Here is a 25,445-nt window from a genome sequence, read left to right on the forward strand (position 1 = left end):
CTGTAACATTATCGACACTTAAATTTAGTAAATCACTCTCTGTAAAGAGTAATTTATGATGTTTCTTAAAATACACTCGAATAGTATTAATCAAAACAAACCAAAATTATGAAAAAACCTGTTGTCAAGCAACGATTACTTCACCAAATCATGAAAATAACGCTGTTTCAATTTGTGTTAGCACTTATATTTTCAAGTGTCACTTTCGCAAATAATGTAAATGGGCAGAAAAAACTAGATACTAAAGTTACAATTACAGTCGAAAATCTAACTTTAGACAATGCATTATCTAAAATTGAAAAATCTGCTCATGTAAAATTTTCTTACAATTCAAGACTTCCTCAGCTTACGCAAAAGGTTAGTATTGAAGCAAATCAGGAAACTTTATCAAGTATTCTAAGCAGAGTATTAGTACCATTTAATATCACTTTTTCTGAAGTTAGCAATCAGATTGTGCTTCAAAAAAGTGCTGTTAATTCGTTTTCAAATACCAATAATCACGATTCTTTGTTTGAACTGCTAACTTTTGGACCAATCATCAAAGGTAAAGTTACAGATCAGACAGGAAGTCCTCTTCCAGGAGCCACAGTTATGGCAAAAGGAACGAAAACGGCAGTTTTGACCGATTTTGATGGAAATTTCGTGATCGAAATGCCAGCTAACGTAAACCGTTTAGTTATTTCTTACGTTGGTATGGAATCTAAAGAAATTGGTATAGAAAACAATACACCAACTATCGTTTTAACAGAAGCGGGACAAAATCTTAAAGAGGTTGTTATCACAACTGGATATGAAAAAACTTCTAAAAGAACATTTACCGGAGCAATCAGTAAAATTTCTGGTGCTGAATTAAAGGTTGATGGAGTAGTAGACGTAAGTAGAATGATCGAAGGAAAAGCAGCTGGGGTTACTGTACAAAACGTAACAGGATCTTTTGGTTCTACTCCTAAAATTACAGTTCGTGGATCTTCTTCTATTTTTGGAGATACAAAGCCTTTATGGGTTATTGATGGTGTGGTTCAGGAAGATATCATCAACGTAACATTTGCAGATTTAGCTTCTGGTAACTCTGCAACATTATTAAGTTCTGCTGTAGCAGGATTAAATGCAAATGATATTCAAAGTATTGAAATACTTAAAGATGCTTCGGCTACTTCTATCTATGGTTCAAGATCATTAAATGGAGTTGTGGTTGTAACAACTAAACAAGGGCGTAGAGATGCTCCTTTAAAAATTACTTACTCTCTTGAAAATACAGTGAGAGCTGTACCAAGTTATACACAGTATGATGTTTTGAACTCTCAGGAATCAATGAGTGTTTTCCAAGAGATGAGAGAAAAAGGATATTTAACCCAAAGCTCATCGCTAACATCTAGATTTAGTGGTGTTTATGGCATTTTAGCAAAACAGGTTAATCTTTACGAATCTTCAAATGGTTTGTATGGCGTAAAAAACGATCAGCCTTATGTAAATGAATTCTTGAAAAAATACGAATTAGCCAATACAGATTGGTTCAAGGTATTATTCAGACCTGCTATCACTCAAAATCACTCATTAAGTTTTTCAGGTGGAGGAAAGAACAATACTTTTTATGGCTCTTTAGGATATTATACAGATCCAGGATGGACTATAGCGGATAATGTAAAACAATTATCATCAAACTTAAAAGGGACATTCTACATCAATGACAGATTGAATATTACTTTGTCAACACTTGCTTCTGCTCGTGATCAGGAAGCTCCTGGTACTTATGAAAGTAAAAATGATGTTGTATTTGGAAAAGTTACCAGAGATTTTGATATCAATCCTTTCAATTATGTTTTGAGTACAAGTAGAACATTGAGACCTTATGATGAAAATGGGAACTTAGAGTACTACCAAAACAACTGGGCTCCAATGAATATCATTAATGAGTTAAGAAATAATACTTTAGGTATTAAGGTTAAAGATATTCGTTTTCAGGGTGATTTAGAATATAAAATCAATAAAAATTTAACTTATAATTTTACAGGTTCAGCTCGTTATGCTACTACATCGAGAGAGCATAAAATTTATGAAGGTTCAAATGTTGTAGGAGCTTATAATGCTGGGGTGGGAGACAATCCAAATACACAGATTCAAACTGCTAACGTTTTCTTATATCAGAATCCAAATGACTTAACTGCTCCTAAAATTTCAGTATTACCAAATGGAGGATTCTTAAGAAAGTACACTAATGATATGACTTCATACAATGTTAGAAATAGTGTGAATTATAGAAATACATTTAATGATAAACATGAATTAGAAGGTTTCTTTGGAACAGAGTTTAGATCTGTAGATAGAAACAATGACAATTTTACAGCAGCAGGTTTACAATACGAAAAAGGTCTTAGTGCTTTTATTGATCCTAAGTTGATTGAAAAAATGGTTAACGAAGGAAATACATATTACGATTTTGGTGCAGAAAGAGAACGTACTGTTGGTTTCTTCGGAAAAGTGGGTTATACATACGATCGTCGTTATACAGCATCTGTTACAGGACGTTATGATGGTTCTAACAGACAAGGAGATACAGGTTCTTCAAGATGGTTGCCTACTTATACAGTGAGTGGGAAATGGAACATTAAAGAAGAGAAATTCATGAAAGATGTAGAATCTGTAAACAATTTAGCACTTAGAGCATCTTATGGTTTAACTGCAACTGCAGGTCCGGCAACTAACTCTTTAGCGATTTATAAAAGTTATATTACAGATCGTTTCGCAACAACAGATAGAGAAAATGCAATACGTATTCAGGATTTACAAAACCAGGATTTGACTTGGGAAAAACAATTTGAAACTAATATTGGTGTTGATTTAGGAATGTTTAGAAACAGAGTACAGTTTACAACTGATGTTTACAGACGTAAAGCTTTTGATTTGATTGATTATGTTATTACATCAGGAGTTGGAGGACAGGCTGTAAAAATGGGTAATAATGCTGATATGGAAACAAAAGGTATTGAGGTTGGTTTTACAACTCAAAATATCGTTACACCTGATTTTAAGTGGTCTACAACATTAAATTTCTCTATTTACGATCAAAAAATTACAAAACTAGCGAACAGACCTTCGGCATTCGATTTAATAGCGGGGAATGGAGGGAATACTGTTGGACATCCTAGAAACTCATTGTATTCATATCAGTTTACAGGTTTAAATAATCAAGGATTGCCAACGTTTAAATTACAAGATGGTGCTGAAAGTAACATTACAGATGCTGACTTTCAGGATACTAATGATGTTACGAAATATTTAAAATATGAAGGATCGGTTGAGCCAAATAAATCAATTGGTCTTGCTAATACTTTTACTTACAAAAGCTGGTCTCTTTATGTATTTATTGTAGGATCTGGAGGAAATAAAGTACGATTAAACCCAATATACAGTAACAAATATACTGATCTGACTGTTTTTACAAAAGAATTTGCTAACAGATGGATAAATCCAGGTGATGAAAATTACACTAATGTTCCTGTTATTGCTGATCAATTAATGAATAGAAATATTGGTGATAATAATCTACAGATTGCTTATAACACATACAATTTCTCTGATGTTAGAATTGCTAGTGGCGATTTTGTAAGATTAAAAAACATTTCTCTTGGTTGGGAGTTTCCAAGTGATTTTAAGAGAAAGTTAGGATTAAGTACTTTTAATTTAAAAGGTTCAGCGGTTAATCCATGGTTAATTTATTCAGATAAAAATTTACATGGTCAGGATCCTGAGTTCCGTAATACAGGAGGGGTAGCTTTCCCAATTACAGCACAATATACTTTTGCAATTAACCTTTCATTTTAACAATAAAATTGACTATGAAAAATATAAAAATAACACTATCATTATTATTACTTGTTAGTATTAGTAGTTGCGATGATTTTCTTTCAGAAATACCAGATAACAGAACACAAATAGATACTCCTGAAAAAATTTCAGAATTATTGGTTACAGCTTATCCTATGACCACTTATTTTGAAATTGCAGAGACAATGTCAGATAATATTTTTGATACAGAAGTTAAAACAAATGCTAATATAAGTAATGAACAGAGTTTTAACTGGGAAATGCAGACTCAGATAGATAAAGATACTGAAAATGGATTTTGGACTGGTTCTTATGAGGCAATTGCTGCTGCAAATCAAGCCTTACTTTCAATTGAAAAGCTAGGAAACCCTTCTAGTTTAAATCCTCAAAAAGGGGAAGCATTAATTGCAAGAGCTTATAATCATTTTATGTTGGTTTCTTTCTTTTCAAATCGTTACAATCCCGCAACGGCCGCAACAGATCTAGGAGTACCTTATGTTACAGAACCTGAAACTGCATTGTTAGGACAATACAAGCGAAACACAGTAAAAGAAGTTTTTGATCTTGTAGAAAAAGATCTTCTGGAAGGATTGAAATATGTTACGAATAATTATAAAGAACCTAAATATCATTTTAATGTAAATGCCTCTAAAGCTTTTGCATGTCGTTTTTATCTGATAAAAGGAGATTGGGATAAGGTATTGGAGTATTCTGAAGGACTTGGTTCTAAAACAGATAAAATTAGAAATTATGTTGCTTTTAGTAGCGCTGTTTTTGCTCAGATGCCAATAGAGTATTCTAAAGTAGAACAAGAAACTAATTTATTGGTAAGTTATCCTAATTCTACAGCAAGAAGAGCTGCATCATACAGGTTTGCTTTTCCATCACAAAAAGCGGATGAATTGTTGGGACCACAAACCAATATGTGGGGTAAGCAAAGTTTAATTAGAGCTGATGGTTATTACTATGGAGGTTCAAATGTTTTTATTCATAAACTTTATGAATATTTTAAAGTAACTAATGCTACGGCTGGTATTGGAGAAGCTTACACTTCAACAGTATTATTTAGTAATGATGAAATGTATCTAAATCGTATTGAAGCACTTGTAATGAAAAATAGATTTGCAGAAGTAAACACTGAATTAGGATACTTTTTAGGTACCAGAACTTCCGGCTATAATCCTGCAACAGACATTTTAGATCAAACAAGAGTGACTACAAAATATCCAGTTGTTGCTGATGAATTCACTCCTTTTTATCCACTAAGTGACCTTCAGACTTCTTACATTAAAGCAATTGCTGAAGCGAGAAGAAGAGATTTTATGAGAGAAGGGTTAAGATGGTTCGATATTAAACGTTTCAATCTTGTTGTAGAACATAATACTTTAGAATTTGGTAAAGTGGTTCGAAATAATGTTTTAGTAAAAGACGATAAACGTAGAGCATTACAAATTCCATTAAGAGCTTCAAGTAATGGTATTGAGAAAAATCCTAGATAATTTTAATTAGAAAGTATTATGAAAATAGCAAAAATATATAAAGCGGCATTAATTTCAGGAGTATTACTTCTATCTTCTTGTGCCCATGAAGATCAGCCGAAAGAAAGCTGGTTAGATTTTTCAGTGCCAAATAAAACGGATTTAGATAAATGGCTGGATTCTAGTTTTTTAGATCCTTATAATATTCACGTTTATTATTTATGGAATCAGAATTTGGTAGATAATAATAGATATTTGTATCCACCACAAGGTAATAAAGTGCAGCCAGCTATGGAAGTGGTTAAGAAAATCTGGATTGATAGTTATACTACTATTGGAGGAGCTGATTTTGTTAAAAAGATTGCCCCAAGAGAGTTTGTACTTGTTGGAGGGATAAACTTAAATACAAATGGTACAGTAACATTAGGACTTGCTGAAGCAGGTCAGAAAATTACTCTTTTTCAGGTAGATAATCTTAATAAGAAAAACAGAGCAAACGTAACACAGTTTATTCATACTATTCAGCATGAGTACGTTCATATTTTAAATCAAACAAAACCTTTTGATGAGCAGGCATGGGCAAAAATAACACCATCAGGTTATACAACTAGCTGGTATACTGCGGCAATTGCTACTTCCAGAAACTTAGGTTTCATAACAAGTTATGCCAGATTAAGTATCTATGAAGATTTTGCTGAAACGGCTGCTACAATCCTAACAAGCTCAAAAGCAGAATATGATGCCATTTTAGCAGGTGTAACAGATGCTACAGCAAAAGCAAATCTAAAAGCAAAAGAAGCACTTGTAGTTAAATATTACAAAGATGCTTACAATATTGATTTTTATGCTTTAAGAGATGAAGCTCAAAAAAATACAGATTTTGTAATAAATAATTAAGAGTAATAATTTTTCTAAAAATAGATATTATGAAAGTAAAAAAAATATACAAGTACTTAATGATTTCTTTTGGAGCTTTGCTTTTAGGATCATGTACAAGCACGGAGGTTGATGCGAAATTCGATGAAAACGCAACCGAAAGATTAAGCGGCCGCAAAAAAGAGTTGAATGATTTACTGCTTTCATCTGCGGATGGATGGAAAGCAGTTTACTATACAGATAGTACACAATTAGGAGGATGGACTCATCTATTTAAATTTCTACCTAAAGGAGAAGTAGATATGGCATCAGATTTTACTAAGTCAGATGGAAATACAGATACAGGTATTTACAGAAGCCAGTACGAAATGCAGATGGGAAGTACAGTGAGTTTAGTTTTTACTACACAAAACAGAATACACCTTTTGTCTGATGCAGGAAATTCACCAACGGCAGCGCTTTTGGCAAAAGGATATTTAGGTGATTTCCAGTTTTACTATTATGGGCAAAAAAATGGAGAAATTATTTTTAGAACAAATAGAAATGGACATTTTCTGCGTTTTGTAAAAGCTACTGCTCAGGATTGGACAGATTTAGCGAAGAATAAACCAATGATTAAGAGTTTAAATGGAGATATGTTTAGTCCTTTGTTTAGGTTAATGGAAACAAATGATGGAACCGCTACTCATAAATTTGAATTTGATTACAATACTAATGCTCGTTTTGGAACCGCATATTCTTTGGAGGCAGGTAGTCAGGAAGCGTATGATTTAGCATTTGCATTTACTCCTACAGGAATTGTTTCAAAGTTACCTGTTATTGTTAAAGGTCAGGAACTTACAAATTTTATTTATGATAGTGCTACCAATAATTTTGTTGCAACTGGAACAAATGGGGTTAGCGCAACACTTAAATTTACTAATGCGCCACCAACAGTTACAGATGATTACAAACTGTTATTAAGTGGAAAAGGAAATCCTCAAATAGTAGTGGGGTATATTGCAGCTAACTTAGCTACAGCTCCGACAACTTCAGATTATTTTAGATATTTAGTTAGTAGACTTAATGCAAGTTTAGCGGCTGGTCAATCTCTTTCCAGAATACAAATGTATTTCAATACTGCCGCTAACCAGACATACATTAATTATCAGTTTGTTGGCAAGACTGCTGTAAATCACATTGTGACATCATCAGAAGATCCAGTAAACAAAACTATCATTTTAACAAATCTTGGTTGGGCAACAGGAGCAACTGCTGCAGATGTAGCATTACTAAGAGAGATTGATAATGAATTAACAAACCCAAAAGGTTTATACATTAAAAAAGAGAGTTTTAGAATAACATACTCTAATCCTATTTATACTTTAGCAAGTGCTTCCAGCAGTTTCAGGATGACAACTTACCAATTATAAAATTTTAGTTTTATTTTAATTTTGGTTAAAAGCAGTCCTGATTTACTGGACTGCTTTTTTTCAAAAGAATGTAATCACAAGAAAAAGTAGGTCTTATAATTTTTAAATATTTAGATTATTATGAAAAAGTATATCACTGTGGTTAATATCGTATTTTTTTTATGAGGTATTGTTTATATTTTAATTTCTGTATTTTTTAGAGATTATGTTAGAGGGTATCTTTATTTATCAATCGCAGTTGTAATTCCTTTTATGATTTGGGATTTGATGAAAAAAAGAAAAAAAGATAAGATTGAAGGAACAAAAGATTTATATAATTCAATAAACAGAATGATGATTATGGCTGTAGTTCTTGTAATATTTTTTGTCATCACAAAGCAAAATCATCTATAAGAATTTTAGTTTTATTTTTTTATTTTGGGAAAGACAGCTCATTTATTGAGCTGTTTTTTGTATTTATAAATAAACAGAAATTCTAAACCATTTTTTATACGACAAATTTTATTAAACGCCCAAATACTCTATATTTGTATTTCAAAAAATAAAAACGAATACCTTAATATGAAATTACTAGAAGGAAAAGTTGCAATTATTACTGGTGCAAGCCGTGGAATCGGAAAAGGAATTGCTGAAGTTTTTGCTAAACATGGAGCTAACGTGGCTTTTACATACAGTTCGTCTGCAGCTTCTGCAGAAGCACTGGAAGCAGAATTAAATGCTTTAGGAGTTAAAGCAAAAGGATATCAGTCAAATGCAGCAGATTTTAACGAAGCGCAAACTTTTGTAGATGCTGTTTTAGCAGATTTTGGAACTGTAGATATCTTAATCAACAATGCCGGAATTACAAAAGACAATTTGTTAATGCGTATGTCTGAAGCAGATTTCGACCAGGTAATTGATGTAAACTTGAAATCGGTTTTTAATATGACAAAAGCGATTCAAAAAACATTCTTAAAACAAAGAGCAGGATCAATCATTAATATTAGTTCTGTAGTGGGAGTTTCTGGAAATGCAGGACAAACAAACTATGCAGCCTCTAAAGCTGGTGCAATCGGATTTACAAAATCTGTAGCATTAGAGTTAGGTTCTCGTAACATTCGTTGCAACGCAATCGCTCCAGGTTTTATTGAAACTGAAATGACTGCAAAATTATCTGAAGACGTAGTAAAAGGATGGAGAGAAGGTATTCCATTGAAACGTGGAGGAACTCCGGAAGATGTTGCAAATGCTTGTCTTTTCTTAGCTTCTGATATGAGTGCTTACGTTACCGGACAAGTTCTTAATGTTTGCGGAGGAATGCTTACTTAATAGTTTTCAGTGTTCAGATTTTAGTATTCAGTTTTTCTTTAATTCTTGAATAACTGAACACTTTAACAGTCGTAGTTACGGCTTTTTGAATCTGATCACTAAAAAACTGATTACTGAATACAAAAAAATATGACGACAAACACGATTCTTTTATTATTGCTTTCTTTAGTAATTGCTGGTGGTTTATCGTATTTTCAATATTTTTTCAAAGCCAAAAGTAAATCCAATGTGATTATACTTTTGGCTTTTTTACGTTTCTTAGCCATTTTCGGATTGTTGGTTTTATTGATTAATCCAATAATTTCGAAAAATTCACTTGAAATTACTAAAACACCTTTAGCAATTGTTGTAGATAATTCGAGTTCGATTACGGCTTTAAAATCAGATAAAAAAGCGCTAGAAATATATCAAAAACTGGTTTCAAAACCGGCCTTAAGAGAAAAATTCGAAATTCAATCCTATCAATTTGATAATGATTTTAAAACTTCAGATAAATTTGATTTTAAAGGGAATCAAACCAATTTAGACGAAGCGGCTAAAAATTTAAAGAGCATCAACAAAAATCTGATTTTCCCAACCGTTATTATTACAGATGGAAATCAGACTACAGGAAACGACTATGTTTATAGATTCGATCCTGTCAATAAAGTTTATCCTTTGGTTGTGGGAGATACAACCACTTTTTTCGATTTAAAAATCAATCAGCTTAACGTAAACAAATACGCTTTTCATAAAAATAAATTTCCTGTAGAAGTTTTTCTTCAGTATGCAGGTACAAAAGCTGTAAATGCTGACTTTACAATTACACAAGGAAATTCTGTTGTGGCTAAAGAAAAAGTTTCTTTTTCGCCTTCAAAAAAAACAGCTTCTTTAAATTTGCTTTTGCCTGCAGATAAAGTAGGATTACAAATTTATAAAGCAAATATTCAATCTGTTGCAAAAGAAAAAAACAGCTATAATAACATTAAGAATTTTGCAGTTGAAATAATCGATCAAAAGTCAACTATTGCAATTGTTTCTGCCATTAATCATCCTGATATTGCGGCATTAAAACGTTCCATAGAAGTTAATGCGCAACGTAAAGTAATATTATTTAAACCAAATCAAGTTAACGATTTACAAGATATTTCGGTTTTGGTTTTGTATCAGCCTACAACGGCCTTTAAAGCTATTTTTGACAATAACAAATTAGCAGGAACAAATAAATTTATTATTACAGGAAACAACACCGATTTTAATTTTCTGAATCAACAGCAAAATAATTTGATTTTTAAAATGAGTAATCAGCGAGAAGATTTTCTTTCTGAATTTCACCCCGATTTTAATCTTTTTGCGATTGATAATATTGGTTTTGAAAATTTCCCGCCTTTGCAGAATCCTTTTGGTACCATCAGTACTAATGGAAATGTATCCGTTTTACTTTCGTCAAAAATCAGAAATGTTGCTACAAATGCACCTTTATTGGCTTTCGCCGAAAATCAAGGAAAAAGAACTGCTTTTCTTTTAGGAGAAAACAGTTGGAAATGGCGTTTGCAAAGTCATGTAGATAATCAGTCTTTTGAAAAATATGATGTTTTTATTGATAAAGTTGTACAATATTTAGCTTCATCGGATTCAAAAAAATCTTTGGTTGTAACACATGAAAGTTTTTATAATTCTGGTGAAGAAATTATTATCAATGCGCAGTATTTCAATAAAAACTATGAGTTTGACGAAAAAGCCAGACTTACTATAGGTGTTGTAAATGCTGAAACAAAGCAGACTAAGAATTACGATTTGTTAAAAGGTAGTAATTCGTTTTCAGCCAATTTAGAAGGACTTCCAGCGGGAAAATACAATTTTACTGTAAAAGAATTAAATTCAAATACTTCATACGCAAGTCATTTTGAGATTTTAGATTTTGATATTGAAAAACAATTTGTAAATCCTGATGTTTTAAAATTACAACAATTGGCTTTGCAAACAAATGGAAAAGCTTTCTTTGAAGATCAAGCTGATAATTTGATAAACACACTTTTAGAAAACAAAGAATACAAATCGATTGAAAAAAATATTTCAACTAAAACTCCCATTATTGATTGGATTTGGTTATTAATTTTAATAGCTGTTTTATTGACTACAGAATGGTTTGTTAGAAAGTATAATGGGTTGTTGTAGTTAGTCGCAAAGTTTCAAAGTTAAAAAGATACAAAGGTTTTCAAATTAAGTTAAGTCATCGTGTCATGAATGATATTCAAAATATTTTAGATAGTACATTTCCTTTTGTAGAGAGTTTATTAAAAGAATATGGTGAATTTTATCCATTAGCTTCTGCGATAAATAGTGATGGTAAAGTAGAGCAGATTTTATTAGAAGAAGATGAAGAAATCGATTTTCCCGAATCAGTTTCTGTTTTAGGTGAATTAAAGAAAGAACTACGCTGGAGAAAAAATGATTTTAAAGCTGTTGCAATTTTTTATGATGTTAATTTGAAAGAGAATAACACTTCCGCAATAGCTGTTTCTGTTGAACATGAAAGAGAAAAAGAAGCTTTTATATTTTATTATCCATACCAATTAATTGATGGTAATTTGGTTTATGGAGAATCATGGAAAGTAGTAGCAGAAATGCAGATTTTTGGTAACTAGTTTAAAAAAAATTACTGAATGATAGTTGGAAAATTTGGATAGCATACTCTATAATTTCTGTATACCTTATTTTAATTTCAAAAACCTAAGTTTGTTGAATATGTGCAATCCTTTTAAAAAGAATAAGAAAGAAGACGTTGTTTTAAATAAGTTTAAAAAGCAACTAGAAAGTAAAGGTTTATTAATTGATTCTATTGATGAAGAAGGATTGATTCATATAAATGCAGAGGAATCCGATTTAAAAGTTAGTCTAGAAAATGTCAGACGAAATTATGAGAGAGACTCTGATGATAGCCATATTACTGATTTAGTTGATGTAGTCATTTCACATTTATCAAAGAAAGAAGATTGGGGAAATATCAACGATAAAGTAATTATTCAATTTTTTCCGAATGATTTTGAGTTTGATAATATAGTGCATGAAAAAGTTACTAATGAATTTAGTAAGGTTTTTGCATTAAATCTCAATAATGGTTTTTCATTCATAACTACAGATGATTTGTCAGACTGGAAAATAAATTTTGAAGAATTAAAAAAGCAAGCTGACGTCAATTTAGAAATCCTTCTGGATAAAGCAAAGATTGAATTTGAAGATATTGACAATCATAAATTAGGTATGATTAATATTGAAGAAATAGCGCTTAAAAGTTCATGTCTTTTTTCTCTGAAAATTAAAGATCTAGTTCAAAATACTATTGGTTTTCCCTTTTATGCGGTAATTCCAGTAAGAGACTTTTGTTATATTTTTGCTGAGGAAGATTTTGAATATTTCTCACAACGTCTTGGTTCTGTAGTTCTTGATGAGTATAATGGTTCAGGTTATCCAATTACAACTGAAATATTAAAATTTTCTGAAATGGGAGTTAAAGCTATTGGAAAATATTAAATAACAAATTTTTGCCTAAATGAAAAAGCTACCTCTTTTACTATTTTTACTTTTAGCATCAATTAATAGCATTGGTCAAAATACTGAAAATGCAAGTTCGAATTCAGTAAAAGTGAACCTAACACAATACAGGCAATTTTTTTGGGATAGTTTGCCTAGTCCAGTGGGATGGGTAAATGATTATGAAGGGATTTTTTCTGATACTGAGAAGTTTAAATTGAATAATCTTATAACCAAATTTGAAAAAGCAACTACAATTGAGTTTGGAATTGTAACTATAGATACTGTAAAAACTTCAAGAGATAAATTTGAAGCACTATCGCTTCATATTGCTAAAAATTGGGGTGTTGGTAAGAAAGGAAAAGACAATGGAGTTTTGATTGGGCTTTCGAAAGGCTATAGGAAAATCCGAATTGAACTTGGAAATGGAATTGCTAAGAAATTTTCTGATCAGGAGACAAAAGAGATTATTGAACAGGATTTTATTCCAGAATTTAAAAAAGGAAATTACTACCAAGGAATGCTTAATGGGATTTCAAAATTGATGGAAGTTTTAAGAATAAGAATGAAAGAAGAGTAAATTAAATACTCAAAAAACAAAAAAATGGATTTTAGGCTAAAAGTATTTTACACTGTTGCGCTCCGCCTTAATTTTACTAAAGCGGCAACAGAATTGTATATTACACAGCCGGCAGTTTCCAAACATATTCAGGAACTCGAAGAAACTTATAAAACCAAACTTTTTGAACGTAACGGTTCTAAAATTGCTTTAACTCCTGCTGGGAAGATTCTATTAAAATATACTAAGAGTATTTTTGATATTTACCGCGAAATAGATTTTGAAATGAGTTCTTTCAATAAAGAACGACAAGGTTTATTAAGATTAGGAGCTAGTACAACCATTTCGCAATATGTTATTTCTCCAGTTTTGGCCAATTTTCATCAAAAGCAAAAAGATATAAAAGTCAATTTGTTAAACGGAAATACAGAACAAATTGAAAATGCCCTAATCAATAAAGAAATCGAAATTGGAATTGTAGAAGGGCAGTCAAAAAATCAATCCATAAAATACATTCCGTTTTTAAAAGACGAACTGGTTTTGGTCTGCAACGGCAACAATGCTTTTGTAAAACAAAATGAAATTTCATTAAACGATTTAAAATCAATGAAATTCATAACCCGTGAACGCGGATCTGGAACACTTGAAGTTATAGAATTTGCATTGAAAAAAGCAGGTTTGAAATTTTCAGATTTACAAATAGAAATGCAGTTAGGGAGTACTGAAAGTATAAAATCATACCTGTTAAATTCTGATTGTTTTGCTTTTATGTCTATTCATGCCGTTAGTAAAGAGTTGAAAAATAAAGAATTGATTGTTTTAGATGTGGAGAAACTGTCAATTGAAAGATTCTTTTATATTGCTACTTTAGTTGGAAAATCAGATTCACTATCAGAATTGTTTATTCAAAATTTAGCTAGTCACTATAACTTGAAGTTATAGTCTATTGTAATTTACGATTGGCGTTTTCCGTTTAATCGACGGAACTTTGCAGGGTAATTATCAATTATCCTATTTTGAAAGCAAAACAACAAACATCGGCACATTTATTTGAAATTAACCATTCATTGCAACAGGTACTTTTTGTTGTAGTAATTCTTTTATGTTTGTTTTCAATTATTTCGCCTCCAATAGCTTTACTGTTAGGAGTTTTACTGGTAAACATTTTCGGAAACCCATTTGTAGAATTCAATCATAAAGCGATTACTTTTCTTTTACAGTTTTCGGTAGTCGGTTTAGGATTTGGTATGAATGCTCATAGTGCAGTTTCAGCAGGAAAAGAAGGTTTTGTTCTTACTATAATGTCAATCTTCAGTACTTTAGTTTTTGGTTTTCTTCTTGGAAAATGGCTGCAAACAGAGAAAAAAACATCACATTTAATTTCTTGCGGAACAGCAATTTGTGGAGGAAGCGCCATTGCAGCTATTGCACCTGTAATTAAATCAAATGAAAATCAAACTTCAATTGCTTTGGGAGTAATTTTTATATTGAATTCAATTGCTTTATTTGTTTTCCCTTTTATCGGGCATCAATTAGATTTATCTCAAAAAGATTTTGGCTTATGGTGCGCTATTGCGATTCATGACACTAGTTCTGTTGTAGGAGCAGCAAATAAATATGGGGCAGAAGCTTTACAAGTTGCCACAACTGTAAAATTAGCAAGAGCTTTATGGATTATTCCTATTTCGCTTTTAACGGCTTTTGTTTTTAAAAGTAAGAATTCAAAAATAAAAATTCCTTATTTTATTGGATTATTTATCTTGGCAATGCTTTTAAATACTTATATTCCTTCATTAAATGTTTTTGCTGGACATATAGTTGGCATTGCTAAAATCGGATTGACAATTACTTTATTTTTAATTGGTGCAACTTTAAATTTTGCAACTTTAAAAACGGTAGGAGTAAAGCCTTTGCTTCAAGGTGTGTTTTTATGGATATTTATCGCTGTTTTAGCTTTAGGATCAATTCTTTATTTGAGTTAAACTATTTTACATTTGAAAATTTGGCAACTGGTTTTCCAATCATTTGATATGATTTTCCTTTAAATGAATAACGTCTTTCAATTTCAAAATCAAATTTAGTTTTGGTTTTGGCCATTTCGGCTATCTCTTGAGGAATTGGTGCTTCAAATTCATCTTCTGCTTTTGCATCTTTATTAAAAGTGCCATTGGTGGTGATGATAATATCCCTAAAATGTTTTTTAGCCCCATCATCTACAACTTTGTAAGAGCCTGACCAATTAATACTGGCAACATTAGTCAAGTGGTAAGAAGGGACTTCCATAATAATTTGATATTTTCCATCGAATCCAGCCACAAGGTAGAGATAACCTTCATAAGGTCCGCCAGCTCCACCATTAATATGTGATAATGTAAAAGCAAATTGATCTTCTCCAATTTCTACAATTTTTGGAGTTGGACATTGTGCAAATGCACCAAAAGCGGCAACTGCAGGCTGAAAAGATCTCATTTCCCAAATCTTTCCATTTTTAGCAAATTTAGCTATACCCAGCAAACCACCGGAAAAACGACCCGTTTGTAAACCGTCTTCGTCATGAACAGAATGGTTAAAAGCGATGATTTTAAATTTATTTTCTTTGGAATCAGAATAATCGAGATTGGCTAGAAGTCTTGTGGCAACACCATTCGTATAAGGAAACATTTGATCGCCTTCGACACCATTAACATCTAAAAAAGGAGCAGGTTTACATGTTTTACAAGTCCAGCTTACAAAAGTATTTTTATTAGCAAGATGATATAATTTTCCTGGAAATAGTTTCTGCATTATTCTTTCTTCATTAAAAGGATCAGAAAACCTTAGCGCCCTTTTTGAATTTAGAATAGAGTCACTGACATTTTTGGGATTTATATCATTTTCCTGAGCAAAACAAATAGCTGACAGAAAGAAAATTACATTGAGAAAAGTAAAACGCATGTTTGTGAAATTTAGTCCATTAACAAACTTACGAAAGAAAAATCTTTTTTTGTATGAATTTATGTTACTTAAATGCTTTAAAAACTTCAAAAAAAATAATTTTAATAATCTTGAAAGGTTATTGTTTGAATTATCCATAAATAAGGTAAATTTGCCCCTCTAATAAAAAAACAAAAATGAAAAACTTCAAATCTAATCCAAAACTAATTGCTATTGGTGGTCTAATTATTGGATTTTTTACTTTATCCTGGGGAATTGTCGGACATGAAAGAATTAATAAAGCTGCTGTAATGGCTTTGCCTTATCCGCTTCAGGAGTTCTTTTATAATCATATCGATTTTATTACACAAGAAGCTTCAGTACCGGATATTCGTAAATATGCTTTAAGTTATAAAGATGAAGGGCCAAGACATTATTTTGATATGGAAAATTTTGGTTCTGCCGATAGTTTTCCACAAAATTTAGAAGAAGCTAAGAAAAAATACGATGCTAAATTCTTGAGCGATAACGGAATTTTGCCTTGGTACATTGAAGATATGATGGCAAAGTTAACCAAAGCTTTTAAAGATAAAAACAGAGCAGAGATTTTATTTTTGGCTGCAGATTTAGGTCACTATATTGGTGATGCACACATGCCGTTGCATACTTCTGCTAATCATGATGGACAACTGACAGATCAAAAAGGAATCCATTCTCTTTGGGAAAGCAGACTTCCGGAGTTATTTGCTAAAAATTACAAATTAAATGTTCCTTATGCTCATTATTATGATGACGTTCATAAAGCAATTTGGGATATGATTAATGATACACACAGTTTAGCACAGCCTTTATTGGATATCGATAAAAAACTGAGAACCGCTACGCCGGAAAACCAAGTTTTTAAAATGGATGCTGACGGAAAAGTACTGAAAAGCAAGTATAATACAGCTGTTTTTTCTGACGAGTATGCAAAAAAGCTACACGATCAGTTAAACGGCATGGTAGAAAGTCAAATGAAAAAAGCAATCACAGCAACAGCAAGTTTTTGGTATACGGCATGGGTAAATGCAGGAAAACCAGATTTAAGTACTTTAGATTCTCCCGAAGTAACAAAGAGAAATGCTAAAGCTTTAAAAGAAGATTGGGAACTTTTCCAAAAAGGAGATTTGTTTGGAGTGAAAAATCAGAATGATTAATATTTTTGTTTCAAGTTTAAAGTTTTAGGTTAAACTCAAACCTTAAAAAAACGCCTCAAGTTTATTGTACTTGAGGCGTTTTTTTCTTAGCGAACCTTTGCGTATAACTTAGCGCTCCTTGCGGTTAAACTTAAATCCTTAAACTGATATTCTTTTTTCTTTAATACATAAGAAGCAGATTGATAAAAAGCAATCGTTTCATCAACTAAATCTTTATTTTCTGATTTTAAAGGAATCTGATCGTAATAGATTTGAAATTCAGGTAAAACACTTTCTTTTTTATTCAATTTTAGTTGGAACTGTTTGATCTGTTGTTTTGGAGATAGAATAGTTAGAACATTATCTTTAATTAATCCCAAATCCTGATAAGTAGCAATAAGAGCTCTTGGCTGATAATCGGTTTTAAAAACGTCTTGTCCAAAGAATTTACTTTCGTAATCAAAATGCAGCAATCCGAATAAAGTTGGCATAATATCAATCTGTGACATTAATTGGTTGAATTTTTCAGGTTTAATGTCTGAAGAATAGATTAAAGCAGGAATTCTGTATTTGTCTAATGGAAGTTCCGTTTTTCCAGCGCTTGAAGCGCAGTGATCTGCCACAATTACAAAAACAGTATTTTTAAACCAAGGCTGTTTTTGGGCTTTAGCGAAAAACTGTTTAAGAGCGTAATCAGTATATTTTACACCACCGTCACGAGATTTAATATTTCCGGGAATATCAATTTTGTTGTTTGGATAAGTAAAAGGTCTGTGATTGCTAACTGTCATGATATGATTAAAGAAAGGCTTATTCTGCTTTGCTTCAGAATTCATGATTTTAATTGCCTTATTGTACATATCTTCATCGCAAACTCCCCATACATTCGAAAAAGTAATTTCGTTAGGTTCAAAACTCGATTTATCAATAATCTGATAGCCATTTCCAGAATAAAAATCCTGCATATTGTCAAAGAAAGCATCTCCACCGTACATGAATTTGACATTATAACCTTTTTTAAGAAAAACAGATCCTGTTGAGAATTTATTTTTATTGTCTTCTCTTTTCACTACACTTTCTCCGGCAGTTGGTGGCAAGCATAAAGTTACTGCTTCAAGACCACGAACAGTTCTGTTTCCTGCTGCGTAAGTATTGGTAAACAAAAGACTTTTTTGCGCTAAACTGTCTAAAAATGGCGTTATATTTTGTTTGTTTCCATACGCTTTCATGAAATCTGCACTTAGACTTTCAACTGTAATTAAAACTACATTTTTGTGCTTTTCTATTGAGTCATTGCTAACTTTTTGTAAAGTGTTTTGTCCTGAAATGGCTGGAATCTGCAATTTTAAAAGCGCAAAAGCTTTTTGATCCGGAATAGTTTTGTAGAATTTAAAATAATCCAGTTTATTATTCTGAAATGCCAGATAGAATTTATAAATTCCATTGGACTGCAGTTCATTAACAAAAATATTTTTTGAATTTTCTGTTTTGGCTAAACCCGGAACCGCAAACAGAGAGAAAACAAAAAATGTACAGTAAAGCGCAGTAATTTTTAGTTTTTGAGGAATGTTTGGTATTTCATCAATATAATTTCGTGAATATTTTATAATGAAGTAAGTAATCGTTCCAGTAATAATAAACAATACAGAAAATATTGGAACAACAGGATAAGACTGCATAATGTTTCCTATTACTTCATTGGTATAGATCAGGTAATTAACAGCAATGAAATTGTATTTTACTCCAAATTCATTCCAAAAGAAAAACTCACTGATTGCATTTTGTAAAATCAATAAAACATATAAAAAAATCACAAAAGCAAAAAGCCAGAACCTAATTTTAGTTCTCTGTTTTGGCAGAAAAAGAAATAATGAAAATAAAAAAGTTTTAATAGAAACAAAAATTAATACGATTTTAGGTAAAGCACCACCATATTCATCAAAAATGCTTTTTCCAGACGCGATATAAATTAAAAGTGTAATAAAGCCTCCAAGAATAATATAACCATACGGCTTATTATATTTGGAATTAGAAATAAGAATAAGATATAGCCACAAAAATGACGAAGCCAAAACAAATACAAAAAAATCTGAAATCAAACCTAAACTAAAGATTTTCAGACTTTCAGTAAATGTAAATGAACTTTGAGTAATAGGATGAAAAAGAAGTACTATTCTCAATACGAAACTTACAATAAAGTACAATAGGGCAAGATTGTAAAAAGGCGAAAGTTTTTTGTAAAAAGTCATTATAAATATTTTTTTACAAAATTAGTTTCGATTCATTAACGTGAGATTAAGTTCGACTTTAACCTTACTTAGCATTAACTTAAAGTTTGCTTAAGATATGAGTTTTCTTTATATCTTTATTCTAACAGTCTATCTGTGATTTTTAAAAAATATATCTTTGGTACATAAAAATGAATGCTAATCCTAATAAAATACGATAAATGCATATTTTGATAGTTGAAGACGAACTAGGAATTGTTCAGTTTCTTAAGCAAGGTTTACAGGAAGAAGGTTACCAGGTAACTACAGCAAATGACGGATCTAAAGGTTTTGAACTAGTTCAGGAACAAAAATTTGATCTGATTTTATTAGACTGGATGCTTCCTAAAATAAACGGGCTTGATCTCTGTAAAGCAATTAGAGTTAAAGATCAAGCGACTCCAATCATTTTTTTAACCGCTAAAGACACTGTTCAGGAAACTATTGAAGGTCTGAAAGCAGGAGCAAATGATTATATAAAAAAGCCTTTTAGTTTTGAGGAATTGGTCGAACGTATAAAAGTTCATTTCAGAAACAAAAAACAAACTGAAATTTTAACGCTCGGAACCATTACTATTGATTTGTCAAAACATATTGTTTTAAAAGGAGAAGAGGAAATTTCGCTTACACAGAGAGAATTCGAATTGCTAACGTATTTGATTCAGCATAAAGGAAAAGTCTGCACACGAAATCAGATTTTAAGGGATGTTTGGGAGATAAACTTCGAATATGATACTGGTGTAATTGATGTTTTTATGAATGCTATTCGTAAAAAACTGAACCTTAAAATCGAGGAAGATTATATTAAAACCATCCGTGGCATTGGATATATTGCCAATGATTAAAAACAATGACATCATTATCTTTTAAAAACAGAATTGCTCTAAATTATATTCTAACAACCGGACTTTTGGTTTTGGTAGCTTTTTCGGCTATTTATTTTATTGTAAAGCTTACAGTCTACAACCATATTGATGAAAATTTAAATATCGAGATTCAGGATCATTTAAAGGAAATCAGGATGGAGAAGAAAAAAGTAATCTTTATGGATGTTGAAGAATGGGAGGAACGAGAGCATAATTCGGTTGATGTGAATCCTGTTTTTGTTCAGTTTTTGGATTTGAACAAAAAAATAATTGAAAAATCTCCTAATTTGAAAAATGAAAAGCTGGTTTTTCATATTAAAAAGGAGGATTTTCATCCCTTTGATACTAAATTGTTAGGAAATAAAATTCGTCAGATTCAGGTTCCTCTTCATTTACAGGAGAAGAAAATTGGGTATTTGATTATTGCTATGTCATTATCAGATTCTTCAAAAGTTTTGGAGAATTTGTTGGATACTTTAATGATAGCGTTTCCAATTATTTTATTGTTGCTGTTTTTTTTGGCTCGTTTTTTTGCCGGAAGAAGTATAAAACCAATAAATGAGATCATAAACACCTCAAAAATTATCACAAAAGATAACTTAAAAACAAGGATTGCGCTTCCAAAAACAAGAGATGAATTGTTTACACTTTCTAAAACAATCAATAATTTATTAAACCGAATTGAAGATGCCATAGAGCGTGAAAAACAATTCACTTCAGACGCTTCTCATGAGTTGCGAACACCTTTAACCGTAATTAAAGGAACACTTGAAGTACTTATACGTAAACCAAGAGATAATAAGGAGTACGAGGAAAAAATAAATTATTGTATTAATGAAGTGGATCATCTAAATTCTTTGGTCGATCAACTATTAATGATGGCTCGTTTTGAGAATCAAAAACAGAATATTCGTCAGGAAAATGTTTATTTGAATGCGATCGTTTTGGATGTATTGACTTTGAATTCAGAGAAAATAAAAACCAAAAAACTAAATGTCATTTTAGATGCTACAGAAGAATTTAATATTTATTCTGATAATTATTTGATCGTTACTATTCTTCGAAATATTATTTCAAATGCAATAAAATATTCAAAAGACCAAACTGAAGTCAAGATTTCATTGTCTAGAGAGAACAATAAAATTAATTGTGTTGTTTTAGATCAGGGAATTGGGATTGCAAAAGAGGATTTAGAATCTATTTTGAATCCGTTTTTTAGGTCAGATTCCTTAAATCATTCCGAAATAAAAGGAACAGGACTTGGATTGTTTATTGTAAAACGTATGACAGACTTGCTTCAGGTTAAATTTAAAATAGAAAGTGAAATAGGCAAAGGAACCAAAGTTTTACTGGTTTTTAATGAGTTTGATAATTCGTTAAAGTAATTTAAAAATTAGTAAGCATATAGCAGTCTGAAATGTTTTTTAACAATAAACTATCGTTAAGTTAAAATAAAAATTGCTTTTTAATGAATTTATCTATTATATTTGCAACCGAATCAAAGAAGTAAAAAACAAAACAAATCATGATTTCAATTCAATTACATCATCATCATTTACATTATTGCTCTCAAGCGATGTGTTAATGGTATGCATGTAAATCATCATATTTTAAAACCCGTTTGAGTACATCAAACGGGTTTTTTAATTCTAACTCTCTTTGTACTCAAACTATAAACCCAAAACAAACAACTAAAAAAATGAGTACTTTAAAAATTGCAATTCAAAAATCAGGTCGTTTAAACGAAGACAGTATCCAAATCTTAAAAGACTGCGGAATCTCAATCAACAACGGAATTGACCAGTTAAAAGCAGAAGCTTCCAATTTTCCTCTTGAAGTTTTATATTTAAGAAATTCAGATATTCCGCAATATTTAATTGATGGAGTAGTAGATTTAGCTATTGTTGGCGACAATCTTTTAGTAGAAAAAGGAAAAGGAATTGAAGTAGTTCAAAAACTGGGCTTTTCTAAATGTAAGGTTTCGGTAGCAGTTCCTAAAACATTTGAATACAATTCTGTACAAGATTTAGCAGGTTTAAGAATTGCAACATCTTATCCGAATACAGTTAACGAATATTTTAGTAAATTCGGTTTAACTGTAGATATTCACCAAATTTCAGGTTCTGTGGAAATTGCACCAAATATTGGTCTTGCAGACGCGATTGTAGATATTGTTTCAAGTGGCAGTACTTTGTTTAAAAACAATTTAAAAGAAGTTGAAGTTATCTTAAAAAGTGAAGCGGTTTTAGCTGTTTCTCCAAAAGTTTCTCCGGAAATCCAAAAACACATTGATACTTTGAAATTCAGAATTCAGGCGGTTTTAAGAGCAAGAAATTCTAAATATATTTTGATGAACGTTCCTAATGATAAAATCGATGCAGTTGGAAAAATTCTTCCGGTTTTAAGAAGTTTAACGGTTCTTCCTTTGGCACAAGAAGGTTGGAGCAGTGTTCACTCTGTAATCGATAAAGATACCTTTTGGGATGTAATAGATCAATTGAAAGAAGTAGGAGCAGAAGGAATTTTAGTTTGTCCAATTGAGAAAATGGTACTATAAACAAAAGAAATTCCAATTATAAAAATCCAAATTCCAAAATCAAATTTTAGGCAACAGCTTTGCGAACTTTTTTAGACAAAGCAAATAAAAAAAACCTTGCGCACTTTGCGGTATAAATTTTAGGCAAAGAATTGGAATTTGAGATTTTAAAAAATTGGAATTTAATATAAAATATTATGAATAAAATCAACAATCCAAAACCAGAAACCTGGTCAGATATATTAAAAAGACCAACGCAGACCATTGACGATATTGAGGTTACGGTAAAAGAAATCTTCAGAGAAGTTCAGAAAAAAGGAGATGAAGCTGTAGCAAAATACACTTCAATTTTTGACGGAATTTCATTAGAGAATTACGAAGTAACTTCAGAAGAAATTTCAGAAGCAGTTAATTTGATTCCAAGTGAATTAAAAGAAGCAATTGAATTAGCTAAAAACAATATCTATAAATTTCACAAAGCTCAGAAAACCGATAGAGTTGAAGTTGAAACTATCGAAGGCGTAAATTGCTGGCAGGAAAAAAGACCAATTCAAAAAATTGGTTTATACATTCCAGGCGGAACAGCTCCTTTGTTTTCAACAGTTTTGATGCTGGCAGTTCCTGCAGAAATTGCAGGTTGTAAAGAAATCGTATTGTGTTCTCCTCCTGATAAAAAAGGAAAAATTAATCCTGCAATTCTATACGCTGCGAATTTATGCGGCGTTACTAAAATCCTAAAAGTAGGCGGAATTCAGGCTATTGCCGGAATGACGTTTGGAACGCAATGCATTCCTAAAGTATATAAAATCTTTGGCCCAGGGAATCAGTTTGTGACTGTTGCAAAACAATTAGCAACTCAGTTTGGCGTTGCAATCGATATGCCGGCTGGACCATCAGAGTTGTTGATTGTGGCTGATGATACTGCAGTTCCAGCTTTTGTAGCTTCAGATTTATTATCTCAGGCAGAACACGGAACAGATAGTCAGGTAATATTAGTTTCGACTTCAAAAAAACTGATTGATGAAGTCGAAAAAGAAGTTCAATCACAGTTAGAAGTATTGCCTAGAAAAGCCATTGCTGAAAAAGCAATAGAGAATTCGAAATTAATTTATGTTGAAAACGATCAGACTGCTTTGGATTTAATCAATGAATACGGGCCAGAACACTTTATTATCTGTTCAGAATACGATGATTTCTACTGCAATGGAATCGTAAATGCGGGCTCTGTTTTTATTGGAAATTACACGCCGGAAAGCGCTGGAGATTACGCTTCAGGAACCAATCATACGCTTCCAACAAACGGTTATGCTAAAAATTACAGTGGTGTAAATCTGGATAGTTTTATGAAATCGATGACATTCCAGAAAATATCGGAGAAAGGAATTCAAAATATTGGAAAAGCCATTGAAGCTATGGCTGAAGCCGAAGGATTACAAGCGCATAAAAACGCTGTGACATTACGCCTGCAGTCCTGCGAGGTTTCCAAAACCTCGTAGGTCTAAATAGATTTCCGATTTAGAAGCTTAATAAATAATGCCTACAAGGATTTAGAAACCTTGCAGGAATAAAGAAAATAAAATGAGTACGTTCGATATAAATACAATAACAAGAGAAAACGTAAAATCCTTAAAACCTTATTCTTCCGCGAGAGATGAGTTTGAAGATTTTGATACAGCTGATATGATTTTTTTGGATGCCAATGAAAATCCGTATCAAAATGGGGTAAATCGCTATCCGGATCCACAGCAGAATTCGGTTAAAGCGATTTTAGCTAAAAATAATAACACCAAACAAAGTCAGATTTTGTTAGGAAACGGAAGCGATGAAGTTTTAGATTTACTTTTCAGAGCTTTCTGTGAACCTAAAAAAGACAATATTATTTCGTTACCGCCTACTTATGGAATGTATGGTGTTTTGGCGAATATCAATGCAGTAGAAAATAGAGAAATTCTTTTAACTACAGATTTCCAGCCACAAGTTGAAAAGATTTTAGAAGCAGTTGATGAAAATACGAAAATCATTTTTTTGTGTTCTCCAAACAATCCAACAGGAAATTCATTTTCAGATGAAAGTGTGGTAAAATTACTTCAAAACTTTAAAGGTTTGGTGGTAATTGATGAAGCTTATATTGACTTTTCAGATAAAGAAAGTTGGTTGACAGAAATTGATGAATATCCAAATTTAGTCATTACACAGACACTTTCAAAAGCCTATGGTTTGGCTGGAATTCGTTTAGGAATTTGTTATGCTTCTGAAGAAGTAATTTCAATTCTGAATAAAATTAAACCGCCTTATAACGTAAACGAACTGACACAACAAAGGGCTAAAGAACGTTTAAAAGATTCGGATAAAATAAAACAGGAAATAGCTTCTATTATAAAACAAAGAGAAGATTTAATTAAAGTTTTACTTGACGTGAATTTTGTTGAGAAAATCTATCCGACAGAAGCCAATTTTGTTTTGGTAAAAGTAGATGATGCTAACAAAAGATACGATCAGTTAATCGAAAAAGGCATTGTAATTCGCAACAGAACCACACAGCCTTTATGCGAAAATTGTCTTCGTTTCACAATTGGAACAGAAGAAGAAAATGCTGTTTTAATAAAAGAATTGAAGTTGTTAAACTAAAAAATATTTAGTCGCAGATTATACAGATTAAAATGATTTTTCTGTCGCCACGAATTTCACAAATTAGCACGAATTAAATTAGTGGAAAT

The 25,445-nt window shown here is 31.5% G+C and carries 19 protein-coding genes; 17 read left to right on the forward strand and 2 right to left on the reverse strand.

Features of this window, described 5'->3' with window-relative positions:
- The first annotated feature begins 108 nt into the window (after nt 1-108).
- The 11 genes from HYN56_RS17680 (at nt 109) to HYN56_RS17730 (ending at nt 14,953) form a co-directional block, all read left to right on the forward strand.
- On the forward strand, nt 109-3,822 hold the full coding sequence (locus HYN56_RS17680) for a SusC/RagA family TonB-linked outer membrane protein (RefSeq protein ID WP_109193382.1): 3,714 nt from the start codon (nt 109-111) through the stop codon (nt 3,820-3,822).
- 14 nt (nt 3,823-3,836) lie between these two features.
- The gene (locus HYN56_RS17685; protein ID WP_109193383.1) at nt 3,837-5,324 is read left to right on the forward strand and encodes a RagB/SusD family nutrient uptake outer membrane protein; all 1,488 of its coding nucleotides are present in this window, start codon (nt 3,837-3,839) and stop codon (nt 5,322-5,324) included.
- An 18-nt stretch (nt 5,325-5,342) separates the two neighbouring features.
- Nucleotides 5,343-6,200 carry a zinc-binding metallopeptidase gene (locus HYN56_RS17690; RefSeq protein WP_109193384.1) on the forward strand — a complete coding sequence of 286 codons (858 nt, stop codon included), beginning with the start codon at nt 5,343-5,345 and terminating at the stop codon, nt 6,198-6,200.
- 29 nt (nt 6,201-6,229) lie between these two features.
- A complete protein-coding gene (locus HYN56_RS17695; RefSeq protein ID WP_109193385.1) occupies nt 6,230-7,591 on the forward strand; it encodes a DUF4302 domain-containing protein in 1,362 nt (453 codons plus the stop codon).
- A 561-nt stretch (nt 7,592-8,152) separates the two neighbouring features.
- The gene (fabG, locus tag HYN56_RS17700; protein ID WP_091497713.1) at nt 8,153-8,899 is read left to right on the forward strand and encodes a 3-oxoacyl-[acyl-carrier-protein] reductase; all 747 of its coding nucleotides are present in this window, start codon (nt 8,153-8,155) and stop codon (nt 8,897-8,899) included.
- A 129-nt stretch (nt 8,900-9,028) separates the two neighbouring features.
- Nucleotides 9,029-11,056, forward strand: coding sequence for a hypothetical protein (locus HYN56_RS17705; protein ID WP_109193386.1), 2,028 nt, complete (start codon nt 9,029-9,031; stop codon nt 11,054-11,056).
- Nucleotides 11,057-11,121: 65 nt separating this feature from the next.
- On the forward strand, nt 11,122-11,526 hold the full coding sequence (locus HYN56_RS17710) for a hypothetical protein (RefSeq protein WP_109193387.1): 405 nt from the start codon (nt 11,122-11,124) through the stop codon (nt 11,524-11,526).
- A 100-nt stretch (nt 11,527-11,626) separates the two neighbouring features.
- Nucleotides 11,627-12,412, forward strand: a complete 786-nt coding sequence (locus tag HYN56_RS17715; RefSeq protein WP_109193388.1) for a hypothetical protein — start codon at nt 11,627-11,629, stop codon at nt 12,410-12,412.
- A gap of 19 nt (nt 12,413-12,431) precedes the next feature.
- Entirely contained in the window at nt 12,432-12,992 is a 561-nt protein-coding gene (locus HYN56_RS17720) for a TPM domain-containing protein (RefSeq protein ID WP_109193389.1), read from the forward strand.
- 24 nt (nt 12,993-13,016) lie between these two features.
- The gene (locus tag HYN56_RS17725; RefSeq protein ID WP_109193390.1) at nt 13,017-13,913 is read left to right on the forward strand and encodes a LysR family transcriptional regulator; all 897 of its coding nucleotides are present in this window, start codon (nt 13,017-13,019) and stop codon (nt 13,911-13,913) included.
- Between the two features lie 74 nt (nt 13,914-13,987).
- The gene (locus tag HYN56_RS17730) at nt 13,988-14,953 is read left to right on the forward strand and encodes a YeiH family protein (protein ID WP_109193391.1); all 966 of its coding nucleotides are present in this window, start codon (nt 13,988-13,990) and stop codon (nt 14,951-14,953) included.
- 1 nt (nt 14,954) lies between these two features.
- Here HYN56_RS17730 and HYN56_RS17735 read toward each other — a convergent pair whose 3' ends face one another.
- Nucleotides 14,955-15,755 carry a hypothetical protein gene (locus HYN56_RS17735; protein WP_240622581.1) on the reverse strand — a complete coding sequence of 267 codons (801 nt, stop codon included), beginning with the start codon at nt 15,753-15,755 and terminating at the stop codon, nt 14,955-14,957.
- Nucleotides 15,756-16,081: 326 nt separating this feature from the next.
- Here HYN56_RS17735 and HYN56_RS17740 point away from each other — a divergent pair, with 326 nt between their 5' ends.
- Entirely contained in the window at nt 16,082-17,080 is a 999-nt protein-coding gene (locus HYN56_RS17740) for a zinc dependent phospholipase C family protein (RefSeq protein ID WP_109193392.1), read from the forward strand.
- A gap of 86 nt (nt 17,081-17,166) precedes the next feature.
- On the opposite strand, the gene HYN56_RS17745 is transcribed toward HYN56_RS17740, so the two are convergent.
- A complete protein-coding gene (locus HYN56_RS17745; RefSeq protein WP_109193393.1) occupies nt 17,167-19,308 on the reverse strand; it encodes an LTA synthase family protein in 2,142 nt (713 codons plus the stop codon).
- Nucleotides 19,309-19,508: 200 nt separating this feature from the next.
- Between HYN56_RS17745 and HYN56_RS17750 the strand changes: the two genes are divergently transcribed.
- From HYN56_RS17750 to hisC, 5 genes are all read left to right on the forward strand, one after another.
- Entirely contained in the window at nt 19,509-20,171 is a 663-nt protein-coding gene (locus HYN56_RS17750) for a response regulator transcription factor (protein ID WP_109193394.1), read from the forward strand.
- A 5-nt stretch (nt 20,172-20,176) separates the two neighbouring features.
- A complete protein-coding gene (locus HYN56_RS17755) occupies nt 20,177-21,577 on the forward strand; it encodes a sensor histidine kinase (RefSeq protein ID WP_109193395.1) in 1,401 nt (466 codons plus the stop codon).
- A 314-nt stretch (nt 21,578-21,891) separates the two neighbouring features.
- Complete coding sequence (gene hisG / locus HYN56_RS17760; protein WP_109193396.1) at nt 21,892-22,749, forward strand: ATP phosphoribosyltransferase; 858 nt, start codon at nt 21,892-21,894, stop codon at nt 22,747-22,749.
- 176 nt (nt 22,750-22,925) lie between these two features.
- Nucleotides 22,926-24,224: a histidinol dehydrogenase gene (hisD, locus tag HYN56_RS17765; protein ID WP_109193397.1), complete on the forward strand. Its 1,299-nt coding sequence runs from the start codon at nt 22,926-22,928 to the stop codon at nt 24,222-24,224.
- 82 nt (nt 24,225-24,306) lie between these two features.
- A complete protein-coding gene (gene hisC, locus HYN56_RS17770; protein ID WP_109193398.1) occupies nt 24,307-25,356 on the forward strand; it encodes a histidinol-phosphate transaminase in 1,050 nt (349 codons plus the stop codon).
- Nucleotides 25,357-25,445 lie beyond the last annotated feature (89 nt).

This window comes from Flavobacterium crocinum, from assembly GCF_003122385.1.
Taxonomy (GTDB): domain Bacteria; phylum Bacteroidota; class Bacteroidia; order Flavobacteriales; family Flavobacteriaceae; genus Flavobacterium; species Flavobacterium crocinum.

Excerpts from the sequence above, each read along its gene's own strand:
- HYN56_RS17680 (WP_109193382.1), top strand. The coding sequence starts at position 109 with ATGAAAAAACCTGTTGTCAAGCAACGATTACTTCACCAAATCATGAAA.
- HYN56_RS17685 (WP_109193383.1), top strand. The coding sequence starts at position 3,837 with ATGAAAAATATAAAAATAACACTATCATTATTATTACTTGTTAGTATT.
- HYN56_RS17690 (WP_109193384.1), top strand. The coding sequence starts at position 5,343 with ATGAAAATAGCAAAAATATATAAAGCGGCATTAATTTCAGGAGTATTA.
- HYN56_RS17695 (WP_109193385.1), top strand. The coding sequence starts at position 6,230 with ATGAAAGTAAAAAAAATATACAAGTACTTAATGATTTCTTTTGGAGCT.
- fabG (WP_091497713.1), top strand. The coding sequence starts at position 8,153 with ATGAAATTACTAGAAGGAAAAGTTGCAATTATTACTGGTGCAAGCCGT.
- HYN56_RS17705 (WP_109193386.1), top strand. The coding sequence starts at position 9,029 with ATGACGACAAACACGATTCTTTTATTATTGCTTTCTTTAGTAATTGCT.
- HYN56_RS17710 (WP_109193387.1), top strand. The coding sequence starts at position 11,122 with ATGAATGATATTCAAAATATTTTAGATAGTACATTTCCTTTTGTAGAG.
- HYN56_RS17715 (WP_109193388.1), top strand. The coding sequence starts at position 11,627 with ATGTGCAATCCTTTTAAAAAGAATAAGAAAGAAGACGTTGTTTTAAAT.
- HYN56_RS17720 (WP_109193389.1), top strand. The coding sequence starts at position 12,432 with ATGAAAAAGCTACCTCTTTTACTATTTTTACTTTTAGCATCAATTAAT.
- HYN56_RS17725 (WP_109193390.1), top strand. The coding sequence starts at position 13,017 with ATGGATTTTAGGCTAAAAGTATTTTACACTGTTGCGCTCCGCCTTAAT.
- HYN56_RS17735 (WP_240622581.1), bottom strand. The coding sequence starts at position 15,755 with ATGCAGAAACTATTTCCAGGAAAATTATATCATCTTGCTAATAAAAAT.
- HYN56_RS17740 (WP_109193392.1), top strand. The coding sequence starts at position 16,082 with ATGAAAAACTTCAAATCTAATCCAAAACTAATTGCTATTGGTGGTCTA.
- HYN56_RS17745 (WP_109193393.1), bottom strand. The coding sequence starts at position 19,308 with ATGACTTTTTACAAAAAACTTTCGCCTTTTTACAATCTTGCCCTATTG.
- HYN56_RS17750 (WP_109193394.1), top strand. The coding sequence starts at position 19,509 with ATGCATATTTTGATAGTTGAAGACGAACTAGGAATTGTTCAGTTTCTT.
- HYN56_RS17755 (WP_109193395.1), top strand. The coding sequence starts at position 20,177 with ATGACATCATTATCTTTTAAAAACAGAATTGCTCTAAATTATATTCTA.
- hisG (WP_109193396.1), top strand. The coding sequence starts at position 21,892 with ATGAGTACTTTAAAAATTGCAATTCAAAAATCAGGTCGTTTAAACGAA.
- hisD (WP_109193397.1), top strand. The coding sequence starts at position 22,926 with ATGAATAAAATCAACAATCCAAAACCAGAAACCTGGTCAGATATATTA.
- hisC (WP_109193398.1), top strand. The coding sequence starts at position 24,307 with ATGAGTACGTTCGATATAAATACAATAACAAGAGAAAACGTAAAATCC.